A 16,971-nucleotide genomic window follows, 5' to 3' on the forward strand; every position below is an offset into this window, starting at 1 on the left:
AGGCAGCTTGGAAGCCCTATGGTGTTTGGAGCTTCTGCTTTGCAGCGAAAGCAGGCAGTCAGAGATTGCCGTAGATCTGACTGCTCAACGCCCTTTGTGAAAGCAGCGGTCTCTCGGAAAGCAGACGCTCCGCATGCACGACGGCTTCGTACCTTGAAACCGCCTTCGTACTCAAATGGGTCGGCGATCGCGACTGGTCTTCAGCCACGGCTCCAACGGTTGTATCGCAGAGAGAGGCAAAAGGATCATTGGGTTGGCTGCTCATGACTCGAAAAGGAACCAGGCTTGGCGGTCTGGGTACAGAAGTGATGCCGCCAAAGCCAGAGAGGCAACAAGGGAACTTTGCGGCATGGTCCTCGCCGGGGGCCAGCTAGCGACAAAATCTGACGTTCTGAAAACGTCAAAGCCAATCGTCCAGACTAAGTTCTCACCGCCCTCCATCATTGACGAGCCATAGTCCATATAGCTCGCAGGACGGTAGGCACTGAAAGCAACTCCGTCGATCTTCCACAAGCTTTCGTCAAAGATGGCCTCAAGCTCAAATAAGCCTGCAGCCTTGAGCAACACCGTGAGCAATTCGATAGGACGCGCGACTGCGTCCCCAAAGTCGGAGAAGTCGTTACTGCGCCGCGCGAGCAGGTATTCCAGGGCTCTGTCGCGCGGCAAATCGTCTCGCGCGATTCTGGCTTCGCATTGAATCAAGGAGTTGAACAGCAAACCTGCTAACAGTTCGCCTTCTTCACGCAGTCCTAGTTTGGCGCATGTTGACAGCGCGATGCACAGGCCTGAGGCTTGTACCTCATTAAGTGCAATCAATGAGCCTGCGTAGTATTTCAAGATAAGGCCAGCTACTCTCGTAAAGAGTGCTTCCGCTCGGTTGCGCTGCTCTTCGTCGCTACAGAAAAAAGGCGATGCGGCCGCCCACCCAAGCACCCTGGTGAGGCGAAGTGGGAGCTCATGAAACTCACTGAGGACCGCCCCTCGGTCGGACAAAAGTGCGTACTTGTCTGCTTCCAGATGCTCTAGCAATGCCGATGTGGCATCCAGTAGCGCCGTGCACGTTCGGTCGAGTAGGCGCTGTGCAGCTTCGGCGACGCAATGATGGTTTGCTGAGGAAAGCAAGGCCACCGCCAAGGTCGCCAAGATTTCAACATTTCTGAAGGGGTCGCGGGCTTGAAGTGCTCTCTGACTAAAAGTTAGTGCCAAGCGTTCGGCCACTGTGGCAAGTACCTCTGGCTCTGTCGACGAAGGTGCGAGCACTTCGCGCACAACCGCGGAGAATTTCCCTGGATCCCAGACACTTCCCGCAGCCGAGTAGGCTGCCCAGAGCGCATCGTAATTCTGTCGAATGACGTTGTTACTTCCTGATGGCCACGCTTGCAAAGCCTGTCGCAGTTGCATCGCAGGGTCAGTACCATATCGCGGGTTCCTACAGAAACCCGATGGACCGAAAAGATTTAAGCCCCAGACGACCGGACTCTGACCACTTTCCCGAAGGCGCTGCGATATCCGCATTCCAATCTCGACCAAGTCCAACGTTCCCTTGTGATCTTGTACGAAATCTTGGCCTTCGATGCATTCCAGCAATGCTAGAGTTCCGACGCCGCCGGCAGGACTTTCGCCTGCCCCTTCGTTCTGAGCAGCTGTCGCCAAAAGCGTGAGTCCTGGTGAGCCGACATTTCCTAGCAGCCCAGGCTTTAGCAGCGCTCCTAAGTCCTCAATGAGCCCACCGCTTTCACAAGCGTCAATAATGATATTGCTTTGAAGCGGCGCAGCTTCGTTGATGCTGCGGAACATATCGGCTAACGAAAGCGCCGACATCGACAGCCCTTTCGCATTCGAGTCCCGAAGCCACATGTAAAAGGCGCCAGCTGACACGCTTCCGTGCCCAGCGAAAAAGAATGTGAACGTCTCTGGTTGTGGCTCGTTGAACAGGGCTTCTCGAAGTGCCTCACGGACATCGCTATAGGCCGGAGAGAGCAGAAGACGAGAGCGAAAAGAATCGTATCCGCCGACGTCTGGCTGAATCAGCAAGTCATAGACGCGCCGAGCGTCCCTCTCAGCTCCTTGTAGTAAGTTGGCGTGATCATAGGAGTCGCACCCGATGGCGAACAGCACTCTCACTTGACTTCTCCGTAGCAGACGAAGCGCGCCTTGCGTTCTACTTCGCGCTCTAAGGCTTCCGCTGTCTTGCCGGCTTTGATCGCTTCAACTCGCTGATGAGCCTCGGGCGACGCCTCGGCGGCTGACTTTTGCAGTGCTTTGAAAGCTTCTGGCCCTAGATGGACTGTTGGCAGGGTCACATTGCCAAACTTGTCTGATGAAAACTGTATTTTCTCCAGCATCTTGACAAATGCTTCGTAGGGGGAGCCTGCCGCCTTCGCATCCACAGTATTTCCGACCGCTTCCGCCGCAGCTGAAACAGTGGAATACACCATCGATGCGAACTGCCGTTCCAAGCCTTCCACAAGCTCGCTGAAGACTTGGTCGATGACAGTGAGATCGTGATTGACGATCTTGTCAAACGACACTTCCGTCTGGGCAGAATGCGCGTTCATTTCCCCTGGCAGTAAATTGGGAGCAGCTGGATGGGCCCACTGCCCCCCATGCTTAAATCGATGCGTGTTCTCAGGACGCAAGTACTTCGAAGATGCGTCCTTTTGCATTTGCGCCAGCAGCTTTACGAACGATCGATGAAACTCCTCCACGCCGAGTTCGTCCGAGAAGTAATTGGCACGAATCTTTTTGGCCGCTGTTTTCATGCATTTTTCTCTATGGAACACGCCGCAGGTGTCCTCTATTCAGCAAAGCGCTTAGTGCCTCAAGTTACTGATCTTACCTACGACCGCGGTTCGCGGCTTTCCCTTTTATTCTTCGACCGTCCGCTTCACACCCAATCGCGTCAACGTCCAGCCGCTTTCGGGAGTAGACGTCCGCACCGTGAACGCCAACGGCGGCAATCAGTCTGAAACGGAAGTTCAGCGCTCGATTTCGAACGACCGGTAATGGCCGCCAATCGCAGTCCAGTCCGCGGGCTAGCTAGAGAGCCAACACTCGGCCAAGGCGGGTATGGCCGCTCGCTTACACATCGTGCATGCGCTGAAAACGCAACATATTTCGCTCTCACTCTCCGCGCGTCATTTTGCGATGCCAGAGTGGGTGGTTCAGTTTGGCCCAGCCTTCGGTGACGGTGCCGCGCGTCATGGCGCGCAGCGTGCCCTTGACCCAGATCGCGGCGTAGATGTGCGTGATGACCGAAAGAATCAGCACCACGGCCGAGACCGAATGCACGACCACCGCGATGCGCCGCAAAAGAATCGGGAAGAAGCCGACGAACCACGGGCTCCAGAACATGAAGCCGGTCACCAGCAACAGCAGCAGGCTGATGCCGAAGGCCCAGAACACCAGCTTCTGCCCGGCGTTGTATTTGCCTACCGGCGGCATGCTCGACTTGTCGCCCTTGAGCATCTTCGGCGCGCTCTTTATCCACTCGCGGTCGCCGCGGTCGAGGATGTTCTCGCGCCACATCGTGAAGAACAAAAACACGAAGCCCAGCACCATCAGCACGCCCATGAAGGGATGCAGGATGCGCGTCCACGGCCCGCCGCCGAACAGCGTGCTCAAAAAGAACAGGCTGGGGTGGAAGAAGGCCAGCCCCGAGAGCGCCGCCGCGAAGAACATGATCGCCACGAACCAGTGGTTCATGCGCGTGGCATCGCGGTAGCGGCGAAGGTAGTAGCGTGTCATCGCAGTCTCCTCAGGCGCGGGGTTGTTCGCGCACGGGTTCGGCGGGCCTGGATGCCGTCGGCGGCGCCTCGATGACCACCACGTCGTCCGGCTTGCCGTCGAGGTCGGCATCGGGGTGGTCGTCCTTGGCCTCGATCGGCCCGACCTTCATGTAGTGGAAGAAGCTGCCGACCACCGCGCCGATCATCGCGACCATGGCAAGCGGCTTGGCCACGCCCTTCCACAGCGACACCAGCGGGCTGATGTGCGGGTCTTTCGGCAGGTTGGAGTACAGCCCCGGGCGGTCGGCATGCTGCAGCACGTACATGACGTGCGTGCCACCCACGCCGGCCGGGTCGTACACGCCGGCATTCGCAAAGCCCCGGTCCTTCAGGTCGACGATGCGCTCCGACGCGTACTCGTGCATGTCTTCCTTGGTGCCGAAGTGCAGCGCGCCGGTGGGGCAGGCCTTCACGCAGGCCGGCTCCAGGCCTACGCCCACGCGGTCGGAGCACAGCGAGCACTTGTAGGCCTTGTTGTCGGCCTTGCTGATGCGCGGCACGTCGAACGGGCAGCCGGTGACGCAGTTGCCGCAGCCCACGCAGTGCTCGCTGATGAAGTCGACGATGCCGTTGCTGTACTTGACGATGGCGCCCGGCGCGGGGCAGGCCTTCAGGCAGCCGGGGTCGTCGCAGTGCATGCAGCCGTCCTTGCGGATCAGCCATTCGAGCTTGCCGGCCTCGGGCTCGACCTCGGCGAAGCGCATCACCGTCCAGGAGGCGGGCGTCAGGTCGTTCGGGTTGTCGTAGGTGCCGTGCGTGGTGCCGACGTCGTCGCGCAGGTCGTTCCACTGCATGCACGCCACCTGGCAGGCCTTGCAGCCGATGCAGGTCGTGACGTCGATCAGCTTGGCCACCTCCTGAACCTGCGGGCGGTGGCGGATGTCGGGCGACGGCGTGGTCGTGGCCGAGCGGGCGGCGATGTCGAGGGTCTGGAGGGAGGACATCAGCGGCTCCGGTTGGCGACTTGTCCCCTCTCCCCTTGCGGGGAGAGGGTTAGGGTGAGGGAGGCTGCCTCGCAGGCGTCATCGGCCATTCCATCGCCGTCGGCCCTCACCCCAACCCTCTCCCGCAAGCGGGAGAGGGGGCAGGTCCGGGCGGTGCCATGGAGAAAGGGGTTGCGCTTCATCTCATGCCTTCTCGATGTTCACCGTGAACGACTTGTACTCCGGCGTCTGCGTGTTCGCATCCCCCACGAACGGCGTCAGCGTGTTCACCAGGTACCCCGGCTTTGCAATGCCGACAAAGCCCCAGTGATTCGGCAGCCCCACCGTGTGCACCGTGCGCCCATCCACCTGCAGCCCGACGATGCGCTTGGTGACCAGCGCCACGGCCTTGATGAAGCCGCGCTTGCTCCACACCTTCACGGTGTCGCCGTTGGCAATGCCTTTCTCCTTCGCAAGCTCTTCGCCGATCTCGACGAACTGCTGCGGCTGGATGATGGCCGAGGTGCGCACGTTCTTCGTCCAGTAGTGGAAGTGCTCGGTGAGCCGGTAGCTGGTCGCCACGTACGGAAAGTCCTTCGGCACGCCCAGGCGTTCCAGGTCGCCCTTGAAGATGCGTGCCGCGGGGTTGGCGCGCGCCTTCTCGTTGTTCGGGTGCATCAGGTTGTTGACCAGCGGCGACTCGAAGGGCTCGTAGTGCTCCGGCAGCGGGCCTTCGGCCATGCCGGTGGGCGCGAAGAGCCGTGCCACGCCTTCGGCCGTCATGATGAACGGCCGCACCGCGTCGGCTTCCATCGGGTTCGCATCGGGCCGGATGTCGGGCACGTCGGCGCCGGCCCAGGCCTTGCCGTTCCACGCAATGAGGCTGCGCCGGGCGATCCATGCCTTGCCCGTGGCGGGGTCGGTCGAGGCGCCGTTGTACAGAATGCGCCGGTTGGCCGGCCAGGCCCACGCCCAGTTCTGCACCATGCCGATGCCGAACGGGTCGGCGTTGTCGCGCCGGCCCATCTGGTTGCCGGCCTGCGTCCACGCGCCGCTGTAGATCCAGCAGCCCGAAGCCGTCGAGCCGTCGTCGCGCAGCAGGCCGAAGCCCGAGAGCTGTTCGCCGGCCTTGGCCAGCGGCGGCTTGGTCGGGTCCTTCGGGTCGAGCAGGTCGGTCAGGGCGCGCCCGTTGTATTCCATCGCCAGCTCTTGCGCCGAGGGCGAATGCGGAATCTTGTAGGGCCACGTCAGCTTGACGATCGGGTCGGGGAAGGCGCCGCCGTCTTTGATGTAGGCCTGGCGGATGCGGTTGAAGATGCCCGCCACGATCTCGATGTCGCCCTTGGCCTCGCCCGGCGGCTCCGCGCCCTTCCAGTGCCACTGCAGCCAGCGGCTGGAGTTGGTGAGCGAGCCGTCTTCTTCCGCGAAGCAGGTGGAAGGCAGGCGGAACACCGTGGTCTGGATGTCGGTGGTCTTGACGTCGTTGAACTCGCCGAAGTTGCGCCAGAACTCGCTGGTCTCGGTGATCAGCGGATCGATGGTGACGAGGAACTTGAGCTTGGACAGCCCGTCGATGATCTTCTTCTTGTCCGGGAACGAGCCCACCGGGTTGAAGCCCTGGCAGATGTAGCCGTTGAGCTTGCCCTGGTTCATGAGCTCGAAGGCCTGCAGGATGTCGTAGAGCTTGTCGATCTTCGGCAGGTAGTGGAAGGCCCACTCGTTGTCGGCCGTGGCCGCGTCGCCCCACCACGACTTCTGCATGCTGACGAAGAACTTGGGGTAGTTCTGCCAGTAGCTCATCTGGTTGGGACGCAGCGCCTTCAGCGCGCGGGTCTTGTAGTAGTCGGGCAGGTTCTGCTCGCTGTCCCGCGCGAGCGACATGTAGCCGGGCAGCGAGTTGGACAGCAGCCCCAGGTCGGTCAGGCCCTGGATGTTGCTGTGGCCGCGCAGCGCGTTCATGCCCCCACCGGGTACGCCGATGTTGCCCAGCAGCAACTGCATGATGGCGCCGGTGCGGATCATCTGCGAGCCCTGGCTGTGCTGCGTCCAGCCCAGCGCGTACATCACCGTCATCGTGCGGCCGGGGACGCTGGTGCTCGCGATGTACTCGCAAACCTTCAGGAACTTGTCCTGCGGCGTGCCCGTGATGCGGCTCACCAGCTCGGGCGTGTAGCGCGCGTAGTGCCGCTTCATGACCTGCAGCACGCACTGCGGGTCCTGCATGGTCATGTCGACCTTGGCCATGCCGGCCTCGTCGAGCGCGTAGCCCCACGACTTGGGGTCGTAGTTGCGCTTCTCGGCGTTGTAGCCGCTGAACAGGCCGTCCTCGAACTTGTAGTCGGGCCCGACGATGAACGGCGCGTTGGTGTAGTTGCGCACGTACTCGGTCTGGATCTTGTCGTTGCTCAGCAGGTAGTTGAGCACCCCGGCCAGGAAGGCGATGTCCGAGCCCGCGCGTATCGGTGCGTAGTAGTCGGCCACGGCCGCCGAGCGCGTGAAGCGCGGGTCGACCACCACAAGGCGCGCCTTGTTCTGCTTCTTGGCTTCAATGACCCATTTGAAGCCGCACGGGTGCGCCTCCGCGGCATTGCCGCCCATGATCAGCACGACGTCCGCGTTCTGGATGTCCTGCCAATGGTTGGTCATTGCACCGCGTCCGAACGTCGGGGCCAGACTGGCCACCGTAGGTCCGTGTCAAACGCGTGCCTGGTTGTCGAACACCAGCATTCCGGTCGAGCGGAATGCCTTGTGCGTGATGTATCCGGTTTCGTTGGACGAGGCCGAGGCGCAGAGCATGCCCGAGCTGGTCCAGCGGTTGACGGTCTTGCCGTCGGCGTTGGTGGTCTGGAAGTTGGCGTCGCGGTCGGCCTTGAGCAGCTTGGCGATGCGGTCGAGCGCCTCGTTCCAGCCGATGCGCTTCCACTCGGTGCTGCCCGCCTCGCGCACCTCGGGGTACTTCAGGCGGTTGGGGCTGTGCACGAAGTCGAGCAGGCCGGCGCCCTTGGGGCACAGCGTGCCGCGGTTCACGGGGTGGTCGGCATCGCCCTCGATGTGGAGGATGTCGGACACCACGTTCTTGGCCTTGTCGCCCAGGCTGTACATGATGATCCCGCAGCCCACCGAGCAGTACGGGCAGGTGTTGCGGGTCTCGGTGGTGCGCGCGAGCTTGAAGTTGCGGGCCTCGGCCAGCGCGGCGGTCGGCGAGAAGCCGAGCGCCACGATGCTGGAGCCGACCAGCCCGGCGCTGCTGACGCGGAAGAATTGCCGGCGGCTTATGTCCATGACATCACCTCCTGCACAGCTGAGTTGGGTTGTTTCATCGTGGTCTTCTTCTGTTTTGCGTGGGAACGTGGAGAAGGAAAACTTGAACCGGGCCGGTCGCTCTGCGTGCGCTCTTTTTTGCTTTTTTCTTATTTGGGCGCCGTGCCGTCACCACCGCTCGGCGCGGGTGCGCCACCGGACGAGGCGCCGCCCTGGCCGCTCATGCCGCCGATGGCCGCGCCGCCTTCGGAGGGGCCTTTGTGGGCAGAGGAAGATTCGACCGGGTCGCCGGAAGCGGCGGGCTTGATGCCGCTTGGGCTGGCGCCGGAGGGGGTCGTGCCCGCGGCCGGTGCGCTGGTGGTGCCCGAGGTGGTCGGCTTGGGATCGCAGGCGCTCAGGAGCACACCCAGGGCAAGGCAGAGGCCCATGGTTTGCAGGCGCTGGCATCGTGGCATCGAGACTCCTTGGGGGAAGGACGGTCTGACAACGGGCTGTTTTTCTTGCGCCGTCTTGCTGCGCTGGCCGGGCATGCCCGGTTTGCAACAATCGGGAGACGTTTGTCGCATCATGCGACAGCAGGCGGCTGCGATCAAGGGCCGCGAGGGCGCAATAACCCTTGAAACCGGCCGTGCCCTTAGGCGTCGGCTATCGTTCGCGCCATGAATGCCTCCCTCCGCCTGGGTTGGCGCACGCTCTGGCGCGATCTGCGCGCCGGCGAGTTGCGCCTGTTGATCGTTGCCGTGTTGCTGGCCGTGGCCGCGCTCACGGCCGTCGGCTTCTTTGCCGACCGGCTGCAGGGTGGCCTGCAGCGCGATGCGCGGCAACTGCTGGGCGGCGACGCCGTCATCGTCAGCGACAACCCGACGCCCGAAGCCTTCGTGGCGCAAGCGAAGTCAATGGGCCTGGAGGGCACCGGCACCTACGGCTTTCCGACCATGGCGCGTGCCGAGGACGCCAAGGGCGGCGCCAGCAAGCTGGTGGCGTTGAAGGCCGTGACCGCCGGCTACCCGCTGCGCGGCAGCCTGCAGACCTCCGCCACCCTCGACGGGCCGGGCGTCGTCACGCGCGACATTCCGCCACCGGGCGAGGTGTGGGTCGATGCCTCGCTGCTCGACTCGCTCGGGCTCACCGTGGGCGACGCGCTGCTTCTGGGCGACACCAGCCTGCGCGTCGGCCGCGTGATCACGCTCGAGCCCGACCGGGGCGCGGGCTTCATGAGCTTCTCGCCGCGCGTGATGCTCAACCAGGCCGACGTGGCCCGGACGGCGCTGGTGCAGCCGGCCAGCCGCGTGGGCTATCGCTTTGCGGTGGCGGGGGCCGATGCCGCCGTGAAGCGCTTCACCGACTGGTCCGAGGCCACCATCAAGAAGGGCGAACTGCGCGGTGTGCGGCTCGATTCGTTCGAAGGCGGCCGGCCCGAGATGCGCCAGACGCTGGACCGCGCCGAGAAATTCCTGAGCCTGGTCGCGCTGCTGGCGGCGCTGCTGTCGGCCGTGGCCGTGGCGCTGGCCGCGCGCGGCTTTGCCGCCAGCCACCTCGACGACTGCGCGATGCTGCGCGTGCTCGGCCAGAGCCAGCGCACCATCGCGATGGCCTACGCCTTCGAGTTCGCGGTGATCGGCCTCGTGGCCAGCGCATTGGGCGTGGCCATCGGCTTCGCCGTGCACTACGTCTTCGTGCTGCTGCTGGCCGGGCTGGTCGAAACCGCGCTGCCGGCCGCCACGCTGTGGCCCGTGGCCTTCGGGCTGGGCATGGGGCTCACGCTGCTGTTCGCCTTCGGCCTGCCGCCGGTGCTGCAGCTGGCGCGCGTGCCGCCGCTGCGCGTGATCCGGCGCGACGTGGGCGGGCTCAAGCCCGCGTCGCTAGCCGTGCTCGGCATCGGCGTGGCGGGCTTCGCGGCCCTGCTCATGGCGGCCAGCAGCGACATCAAGCTGGGCCTGATCGCGGTCGGCGGCTTCGCGGGCGCCGTGGCGGTGTTCGCCTTGCTGAGCTGGCTGGCGGTGAAGGTGCTGCGCCGCAGCGTCAATGAAACGACCGCGCCGCGCTGGCTGGTGCTGGCCACGCGGCAGATTTCCGCGCGGCCCGCCTATGCCGTGGTGCAGGTCAGCGCGCTCGCGGTCGGCCTGCTCGCATTGGTGCTGCTGGTGCTGCTGCGCACCGACCTCGTCGCCAGCTGGCGCAAGGCCACGCCGCCCGATGCGCCCAACCGCTTCGTCATCAACGTCATGCCCGACCAGAGCGATGCGTTCCAGAAGTCGCTGCGCGATGCCGGCGTGGGCAAGTTCGACTGGTATCCGATGATCCGCGGCCGGCTGGTCGCCATCAACGACAAGCCCGTCACGCCCGACGACTACGCCGAAGACCGCGCCAAGCGGCTGGTCGACCGCGAGTTCAACCTGAGCAACGCCACCCAGGCGCCCGAGCACAACAGCATCACCTCCGGCGCATGGAAGTCCGGCGCGGCGGGCGAGGTGAGCGTGGAAGAAGGGCTGGCCGAAACGCTGGGCCTGAAGCTCGGCGACACCCTGCGCTTCGACATTGGCGGCATGCAGAACGACGCGCGCATCACCTCGCTGCGCAAGGTCGACTGGGGCTCGCTGCATGCCAACTTCTTCGTCATGTACACGGTGGCGTCGCTGCCCGACGTGCCCGTCACCTACATGGGCGCCTTCCGCGCGCCCGAGACCAAGGGCTTCGACAACGCGCTGGTGCGCAGCTACCCGAACGTGACCAACGTCGACATGAGCGCGACCATCAACCAGGTGCAGCGCGTGCTCGACCAGGTGATTCGCGCGGTCGAGTTCCTGTTCGGCTTCACGCTGGCGGCGGGGCTGGTGGTGCTGTTCGCCGCGGTCACGGCCACGCGCGAAGAGCGGGCGCGCGAGTTCGCGGTCATGCGCGCCGTGGGGGCGCGCGCCAGCCTGCTGCGCCAGGTGCAGCGCGCCGAGCTGGTCGGCGTGGGGCTGCTCGCCGGTTTCCTGGCGAGCATCGTGGCCTCGGTGATCGGCTGGGCGTTGGCGCGCTATGTGTTCGAGTTCACGTGGACCGCCTCGCCGATCGTGCCGGTGGCGGGCGCGCTTGCCGGCGCGGTGCTGGCGCTGGGCGCGGGCTGGTGGGGCTTGCGCGACGTGCTGCGCCGGCCGGTGGTCGATACGTTGCGCCGCGCAGCCGAGTAATTATTTTTTTCTTCCGGCGCGGGCGGGATCGAGCGAGAAAAGGCCGGGGAATGCAATACATTCCCCGACCCTGCATTCATTCGAAGAGAACCCCCCTACATGCGCTTGGCGTCATTCCAGATCACCAACTTTCGCTCGATCAACGACAGCGGCTCCATCGATTCCTCGCAGATCACGGCGATCCTCGGTCGAAATGACAGCGGCAAATCGAACCTGCTGCGTGCGCTTCACAGCCTGAACCCGACGGAAGGGCTGGCCCCTCTCAGCCCCATCAAGGACTTCCCCAGGCACCGGCGCCTGGAAGAGTGCACGGGCGACACGCCCGTCGTGCACACGCGCTGGGCCCTCGACGAAAGCGAACGCGCCGCGCTGGCCGCCATTTTTCCGCGCGCGACCGGCGTTCGCCACGTCACCGCGAGCCGGGGCTACGACACCGTTCGCACGGCCGGGTTCGAAGGACTGGCCGACCTGTCGATCGACGTGAGCGACATCAAGGGCAAGGTCCGCAAGATCGTGCCCGCCGTCAAGGCCGCCGCCGAAAAGGTTGCCGAAGAAGCAAAGGCATTGCTGGAGCAGGAGGCCGATGCCTTCGACGCCGCCATGATCGCCAGCCCCGACTTCATCAAGTGGTCGGCCGGTGCCGTCAAGGCCACGCAGGCCCTGCGCAAGGCGCTGGCCGTCGCGGGGGCCGAGCTCAGCGACAAGCAGGAGCAGATGCTGGTCGAACTCGAAGAGCTCTCGCTGGCCATTGCCAACGACAAGCCGGCGCTCGACCAGGCGCGTGCCTGGGTCATCGAAAAACTGCCGACGTTCATCTACGTCGACGAGTACCCGTCGCTGCCCGGCCGCCAGAACATTGCCGACCACCTCGTGCGCAAGGGCTGGGGCCAGGCGACGCCCGGACAGCAGAGCTTCGAGAAGCTGTGCAAGGCCGCGGGGCTCGACCTGCAGCAACTGCAGGACCTGCTGGAAAAGAACGACCAGGCCACGCGCCACCAGCTCGTCAACCGCGCCGGTTCGGTGGTGACGGCCGAGATCCGTCGGCTCTGGAAAGACCGGCCGCTCAAGGTTCGCTTCAACCTCGACGGGCCTCATCTCGACACCCTGGTGTCGGACCCCAACGACGCGTACGAGGTCGAGGTGAACCTCGACGAGCGCAGCCGCGGGTTCCAGTGGTTCTTCTCGTTCTACGTCGCGTTTTTTGCGGACACCAAGGGCGGCCGCGCCGAAGACGCCATCCTGCTGCTCGACGAGCCGGGGCTGCACCTGCATCCGCACTCGCAGGCCGATCTGCTGGCGCACTTCGAAAAAGACTTCGGCAACCAGATCGTCTACACCACGCACTCGCCCTTCATGGTGCCGACGCACCGGGTCGATGCGGTGCGCACCGCCAGCCTCGACCAGGTCCGGGGCACCACGGTGAGCAACGCAGCGGAGGGCGACGAGCGCACGCTGTTCCCGCTGAAAGCCGCGCTGGCCTTGAGCCGGGGCGTAAGCGAGCCGGCGGTGGTGAAGCCCGAGCCTGTGAAAGCCGTGGCGGTGAAGGCGGAGTTTGGGAAGACGGCGGCTGCGAAGCCTGCAGCTGCTACGGAGGCGACGGCGAAGCCCGCCAAGCCGGTCAAGGCTGTGGAGGTGGCGGCTGTCGTGGAGGCTGCACCGACCGCAGTTGCCGCACCGGTTGCAGCGCCGGTGGCTGTGAAGCAGGAGCCTGCGAAGCCAGCGGTCGTGGAGAACGCGAAGCCTGCCGATGAAGCGGCACCTGTCGTTGCTGCTGTTGTCCCGCCCGCACCGATTGCCGCTCCTGCTCCCGCTGAAGCAGTGGTTTCCGTGATGCCCGAAACGGTGAAGCCAGTGGTCGTGGAGAGCGTCAACCCGGTCGAGACGCCGGCCAACGCCGTGAACGAACACGCGGACGGCGAACTCACTCAGGCTGCGTAAAGACGGACCACCTGATCTGCCTGACTCAGACGGCGCCGACCAGGCGCCGCATGAGCAGGCTTTTCAGGTCTCTTCGTGCATCGCAGACAAGATGGATGTAGGCGGCGTCCACCCGCACTTCATAGATGATGCGATTCATGCCTGCGATGACCTGCCGATACTGGGTTGTGTTCAGGTCTTCGAGTTCTTCGGGAATCCGGCCTGCCTTGGGGTTGGCTTCGATCATCCCAACGCAATCCTTGATCTTGCTGTAGCTGCTCGTCCAGGCGATCGCACCGAAGTTCTTGATGATGTAGCGCCGCAGGTCCTTCAGGTCAGTTTCGGCAGACCGCAGGAACACAACCTTCATTGCGTGTCTTCTTTGTCCAACTCGGCGAATACGTCGGTTGCGGCCCGAAACTGGCCTTGTTCGATTTCTCGGTTGCCGAGCGCAAGGACCTTGAGAAGGGCCAGCGTGGCCTCGTGCTCTTCGTAGGAGCGGACATCCATCACTACGAGTTTGGCTTCGCCGTTCTGGGTAATGACCAGGGGCTCGCGGGATTCGGCGAGGCTCTTCACGATGTCTGCGGCATGGCTCTTCAGATAGCTGATGGGTTTGACTTGCGTGGAGAAATTCATGGAGTTCACCCTGGCGTTGTTTTGAGTCAGACTTATTATGGTCTGAATTCAGTCCTTCGCGTTGTTAGGGTGACGGCGCCGCATCCTCGTCCTTGAACATGTGCTCCGCCGCGAAGTCCACGAAGGCCCGCACCTTCGGCGACAGTTGCCGGCTCGACGACCACAGCGCCGAGAACTGTCCCTTGCGCACCAGGTGCGCGGCCAGCACGCGCTGCAGCTCGCCGCGGTGCAGTGAATCGCGCGCCAGGAAGTCGGGCATGTAGGCCACGCCGAGGCCGGCCACGGCCGCGCCGAGCATGGCTTCCATGTTGTTGCACAACAGGCCGGGCGGCAGTCGCGTGGGCAGGCCGGGCAGGTCCCAGTCTTCGATCTTTCCGCCGGTCACGAACTTGTAGCGCAGGCAGCTGTGCTGCGCCAGGTCGGCCGGAACCTGCGGCACGCCATGGCGCGCAAGGTAGTCCGGCGAAGCCACGAGCACGAAGCAGAACGGGCCGAGCCGGCGCGCCACCAGTTGCGAGTCGCCCAGTTCGCCGCTGCGGATGGCCACGTCGACGCCTTCGGCGATCACGTCGACCAGCCGGTCGTTGAAATCCAGGTCGAGTTCGATCTCCGGGTAGCGCGCCTTGAAGGCCGGCAGCATCGGCAGCAGGAAGCGGTATCCGATGGTCGGCAGGCTCACGCGCAGGCGGCCGCGCGGCGCTGCGACGGCGTCTTGCATCATAGCGCGCGCATCGTCCAGTTCATCGAGGATGCGGCGGCAACGCTCGTGGAACATCGCGCCTTCTTCGGTCAGCCGCACATGCCGCGTGGTGCGGTTGAAGAGCCGCAGGCCGAGCTGCTGCTCGAGCCGGGCCACGTTCTTGCCGACGGCCGACGCCGAAATGCCGAGCAGCCGGCCGGCCTTGGCAAAGCTGAGCAGGTCGGCCGCCCGCACGAAAGATTCGAGTCCGCTGAAGCTGTCCATGGATGGATGAGTGAATGCGAGAAGGGGAGCGAGTCGCTCGATTGCCAACCCTGGGTTGGCAGTCTGAGGATCAATGGCGCCATTTTCATTCCATTGATTCCTTTCTATCTTCTCTTCACGCCCGGCCGCCTTCACTGGCCCGCTTTGTTTCTCCCTTCTGCGTGAAAGCTTTTCCCCGATGTCTTCGTCTTCCAACAAGAACTGGCTGCTGGCCGCCGTGTGCCTTGCGGCGCTGGGCATGCCGCTGAGCTTCACGGGGCCGGCGGTGGTGCTCCCTGCGATCCGCGACGCGCTGGGCGGCAGCCCGGTGCAGCTGAACTGGGTGACCAACGCGTTCATGCTGAGCTTCGGCGCGACGCTGATGGCGGCCGGTGCGCTGGCCGATGCCTATGGGCGCAAGCGCGTCTTCCTGCTGGGCCTGGCGGTGGTGGCGCTGAGCAGTTCGCTGCTGACGCTGGCGCACGGCATCGTCTCGTTCGACCTGGCGCGTGCGTTGCAGGGGCTGGGGTCGGCGGCGGCGTTCGCGGCTGGCACGGCGGCGCTGGCGCAGGTGTTCGACGGCGCGGCGCGCACGCGGGCCTTCAGCCTGATCGGCACCTCGTTCGGCGTGGGCCTGTCGTGCGGCGCGATTCTCTCGGGCTGGCTCGCCGAAACCTTCGGCTGGCAGGCCGTGATGCTCAGCCCCGGCGCTATCAGCCTCGTGGCGCTGTGCATCGCCTCGGTGAGCATGCGCGAGTCGCGCAACCCGAATGCCATGGGCCTCGACATGCCGGGCACGTTGAGCTTTACCGCCGCGCTGAGCCTGTTGACGCTGGGCGTGCTGCAGGCGCCCGACAGCGGCTGGGCCAGCCCGTGGGTGATCGGTGCGCTGGCGGGTGCGGCGTTGACGGGCGCGGCCTTCATCGCCATCGAGCGGCGCGTGGCGCATCCGATGCTCGACCTGTCGCTGTTCCGCTTTCCCCGCTTCGTGGGCGTGCAACTGCTGGCTGCCGCGCCCGCCTACGGCTTCGTCGTGCTGCTGGTGCTGCTGCCGATCCGCTTCATCGGGCTCGAAGGGCGCAGCGCGCTGGAGGCGGGCAGCTTCATGTTCGCGCTGTCGGGGCCAATCCTCGTGGTGCCGACGCTGGCGGCGTGGCTCGCGCACCGCTACTCGGCGGGCGCGATCTCGGCCGTGGGGCTGCTGGTGTGCGCGGCGGGTTTGTTCTGGCTCAGCCGCTGCGCGCCGGGCGCGCCGCTGCACGACATCGTGTGGGCACTCTTGTTGATCGGCGCGGGCATCGGCTTGCCTTGGGGCTTGATGGACGGGCTGGCCGTGAGCGTGGTGCCGCGCGAGCGCGCGGGCATGGCGTCGGGCATCTTCAACACCGTGCGGGTGGCGGGGGAGGGGATTGCGCTGGCGCTGGTGGGGGCGGGATTGACGGCGCTGGTGGCGCTGCAACTGGGGCGTGTTTTTCCGGCCGCATCGCAGGCGGCGCAGCGCGTGACGACGGGCGACCTGTCGCAGGCGCTGGCCCTGTTGCCGGGCATGGACCGCGCGGCGCTGCTGCATGCGTATGGCGCGGCGTTCGGAACGCTGCTGTGCGTACTGGCGGGCGTGACGGTGTTGACGGCGCTGGTGGTGTTCGCGTTCTTGCGGGGAGAGGCGCAGGCCGAGGCGGGCGAGGTGGCGTTGGAGTCGCCGACCTGTTGAAAGGGCGTCTTGCTCCTTCCCCTCCCGGGGGAAGGCTGGGATGGGGGCACGCGGCCTTTGCCAAGCCGCTGATGCTCGATGCGCCGCTTGCCCCCACGACGGCGTGATGGACCAGATCGGCGAGCGGCTGTCGGCGCTGACCCCGGACAATGCCGACCCGCAGGCCGTGGCCGACGGTGCCGCCGAGGTGTCGGAGCGCGTGCGCATCGAATTCGCGAAGCGCATCGGCATGGGCGATCTGCTGGAAGCACGGGTCAGGCGCTGAAGGGGACGAAGGGGACGAAGCGGAACGTCACAAAAGCGAGGCCGGTCTTCCTGTCCAATAGCGGCATGGAAAACCAACCGAACGAACTCGCGGAGCGCGTGACCGAGCTCGAAATCAAGTCGAGCTACGCCGAAGATCTGCTGGACCAGCTGAACATGACGATCTACCGCCAGCAACAACAGATCGACAGCCTGGTCCAGCAGGTTGCGCATCTCCGCCAGCAGAGCCAGAACGCGGGGCAAGACGGGGCTGCCCGTAATCTTCGGGACGAACTGCCGCCTCACTACTGACGTTCTGTCTGGCGTTGTGGTGCTTGCCGTTCAGTTGCATTCAGGGCGACGCCCACGC

13 protein-coding genes and 1 pseudogene are annotated in these 16,971 nt (G+C 64.7%); 5 read left to right on the top strand and 9 right to left on the bottom strand.

Going from position 1 to position 16,971, the window contains the following annotated elements; genetic code table 11:
• Window positions 1-261: 261 nt before the first annotated feature.
• The 6 genes from DBV14_RS00535 to DBV14_RS00565 all read right to left on the bottom strand — a co-directional run bounded on the left by DBV14_RS00535 (window position 262) and on the right by DBV14_RS00565 (window position 8,427).
• The gene (locus DBV14_RS00535) at window positions 262-2,118 is read right to left on the bottom strand and encodes a caspase family protein (protein ID WP_185545880.1); all 1,857 of its coding nucleotides are present in this window, start codon (window positions 2,116-2,118) and stop codon (window positions 262-264) included.
• Window positions 2,119-2,120: 2 nt separating this feature from the next.
• Window positions 2,121-2,762: a hypothetical protein gene (locus DBV14_RS00540; protein WP_124457247.1), complete on the bottom strand. Its 642-nt coding sequence runs from the start codon at window positions 2,760-2,762 to the stop codon at window positions 2,121-2,123.
• Window positions 2,763-3,123: 361 nt separating this feature from the next.
• Window positions 3,124-3,747 (bottom strand): formate dehydrogenase subunit gamma, encoded by a 624-nt coding sequence (locus tag DBV14_RS00545; protein ID WP_124457248.1) that lies wholly within the window; start codon window positions 3,745-3,747, stop codon window positions 3,124-3,126.
• A 10-nt stretch (window positions 3,748-3,757) separates the two neighbouring features.
• Window positions 3,758-4,732 carry a formate dehydrogenase subunit beta gene (gene fdxH, locus DBV14_RS00550; protein WP_124457249.1) on the bottom strand — a complete coding sequence of 325 codons (975 nt, stop codon included), beginning with the start codon at window positions 4,730-4,732 and terminating at the stop codon, window positions 3,758-3,760.
• A gap of 183 nt (window positions 4,733-4,915) precedes the next feature.
• Complete coding sequence (gene fdnG / locus DBV14_RS00555) at window positions 4,916-7,993, bottom strand: formate dehydrogenase-N subunit alpha (RefSeq protein WP_148092423.1); 3,078 nt, start codon at window positions 7,991-7,993, stop codon at window positions 4,916-4,918.
• A gap of 128 nt (window positions 7,994-8,121) precedes the next feature.
• Entirely contained in the window at window positions 8,122-8,427 is a 306-nt protein-coding gene (locus tag DBV14_RS00565) for a hypothetical protein (RefSeq protein ID WP_124457252.1), read from the bottom strand.
• Window positions 8,428-8,631: 204 nt separating this feature from the next.
• Between DBV14_RS00565 and DBV14_RS00570 the strand changes: the two genes are divergently transcribed.
• Together DBV14_RS00570 and DBV14_RS00575 are read left to right on the top strand one after the other, a co-directional pair.
• Entirely contained in the window at window positions 8,632-11,148 is a 2,517-nt protein-coding gene (locus tag DBV14_RS00570; RefSeq protein ID WP_124457253.1) for an ABC transporter permease, read from the top strand.
• A gap of 99 nt (window positions 11,149-11,247) precedes the next feature.
• Window positions 11,248-13,086: an ATP-dependent endonuclease gene (locus DBV14_RS00575; protein WP_260396761.1), complete on the top strand. Its 1,839-nt coding sequence runs from the start codon at window positions 11,248-11,250 to the stop codon at window positions 13,084-13,086.
• A 25-nt stretch (window positions 13,087-13,111) separates the two neighbouring features.
• Here DBV14_RS00575 and DBV14_RS00580 read toward each other — a convergent pair whose 3' ends face one another.
• The 3 genes from DBV14_RS00580 to DBV14_RS00590 all read right to left on the bottom strand — a co-directional run bounded on the left by DBV14_RS00580 (window position 13,112) and on the right by DBV14_RS00590 (window position 14,668).
• Entirely contained in the window at window positions 13,112-13,435 is a 324-nt protein-coding gene (locus DBV14_RS00580) for a type II toxin-antitoxin system RelE/ParE family toxin (RefSeq protein ID WP_124457254.1), read from the bottom strand.
• Complete coding sequence (locus DBV14_RS00585) at window positions 13,432-13,704, bottom strand: type II toxin-antitoxin system Phd/YefM family antitoxin (protein ID WP_124457255.1); 273 nt, start codon at window positions 13,702-13,704, stop codon at window positions 13,432-13,434. The genes DBV14_RS00580 and DBV14_RS00585 overlap by 4 nt, the downstream gene beginning before the upstream one ends.
• 64 nt (window positions 13,705-13,768) lie before the next feature.
• Entirely contained in the window at window positions 13,769-14,668 is a 900-nt protein-coding gene (locus tag DBV14_RS00590) for a LysR family transcriptional regulator (RefSeq protein WP_124457256.1), read from the bottom strand.
• 178 nt (window positions 14,669-14,846) lie between these two features.
• Here DBV14_RS00590 and DBV14_RS00595 point away from each other — a divergent pair, with 178 nt between their 5' ends.
• The 3 genes and pseudogenes from DBV14_RS00595 (at window position 14,847) to DBV14_RS00605 (ending at window position 16,913) form a co-directional block, all read left to right on the top strand.
• A complete protein-coding gene (locus DBV14_RS00595; RefSeq protein WP_124457257.1) occupies window positions 14,847-16,358 on the top strand; it encodes an MFS transporter in 1,512 nt (503 codons plus the stop codon).
• 94 nt (window positions 16,359-16,452) lie between these two features.
• A pseudogene (locus tag DBV14_RS00600) lies at window positions 16,453-16,623 on the top strand (oxidoreductase); the annotation flags it as partial.
• A 65-nt stretch (window positions 16,624-16,688) separates the two neighbouring features.
• Entirely contained in the window at window positions 16,689-16,913 is a 225-nt protein-coding gene (locus DBV14_RS00605) for a SlyX family protein (protein WP_124457258.1), read from the top strand.
• Window positions 16,914-16,971 lie beyond the last annotated feature (58 nt).

Source organism: Variovorax sp. KBW07, assembly GCF_003852515.1.
GTDB lineage: Bacteria > Pseudomonadota > Gammaproteobacteria > Burkholderiales > Burkholderiaceae_C > Variovorax.

Bases quoted from the DNA above. Each gene is read 5' to 3' on its own strand.
- DBV14_RS00540 (WP_124457247.1), bottom strand. From the start codon at position 2,762: ATGAAAACAGCGGCCAAAAAGATTCGTGCCAATTACTTCTCGGACGAA.
- DBV14_RS00545 (WP_124457248.1), bottom strand. From the start codon at position 3,747: ATGACACGCTACTACCTTCGCCGCTACCGCGATGCCACGCGCATGAAC.
- fdxH (WP_124457249.1), bottom strand. From the start codon at position 4,732: ATGTCCTCCCTCCAGACCCTCGACATCGCCGCCCGCTCGGCCACGACC.
- DBV14_RS00565 (WP_124457252.1), bottom strand. From the start codon at position 8,427: ATGCCACGATGCCAGCGCCTGCAAACCATGGGCCTCTGCCTTGCCCTG.
- DBV14_RS00570 (WP_124457253.1), top strand. From the start codon at position 8,632: ATGAATGCCTCCCTCCGCCTGGGTTGGCGCACGCTCTGGCGCGATCTG.
- DBV14_RS00575 (WP_260396761.1), top strand. From the start codon at position 11,248: ATGCGCTTGGCGTCATTCCAGATCACCAACTTTCGCTCGATCAACGAC.
- DBV14_RS00580 (WP_124457254.1), bottom strand. From the start codon at position 13,435: ATGAAGGTTGTGTTCCTGCGGTCTGCCGAAACTGACCTGAAGGACCTG.
- DBV14_RS00585 (WP_124457255.1), bottom strand. From the start codon at position 13,704: ATGAATTTCTCCACGCAAGTCAAACCCATCAGCTATCTGAAGAGCCAT.
- DBV14_RS00590 (WP_124457256.1), bottom strand. From the start codon at position 14,668: ATGGACAGCTTCAGCGGACTCGAATCTTTCGTGCGGGCGGCCGACCTG.
- DBV14_RS00595 (WP_124457257.1), top strand. From the start codon at position 14,847: ATGTCTTCGTCTTCCAACAAGAACTGGCTGCTGGCCGCCGTGTGCCTT.
- DBV14_RS00605 (WP_124457258.1), top strand. From the start codon at position 16,689: ATGGAAAACCAACCGAACGAACTCGCGGAGCGCGTGACCGAGCTCGAA.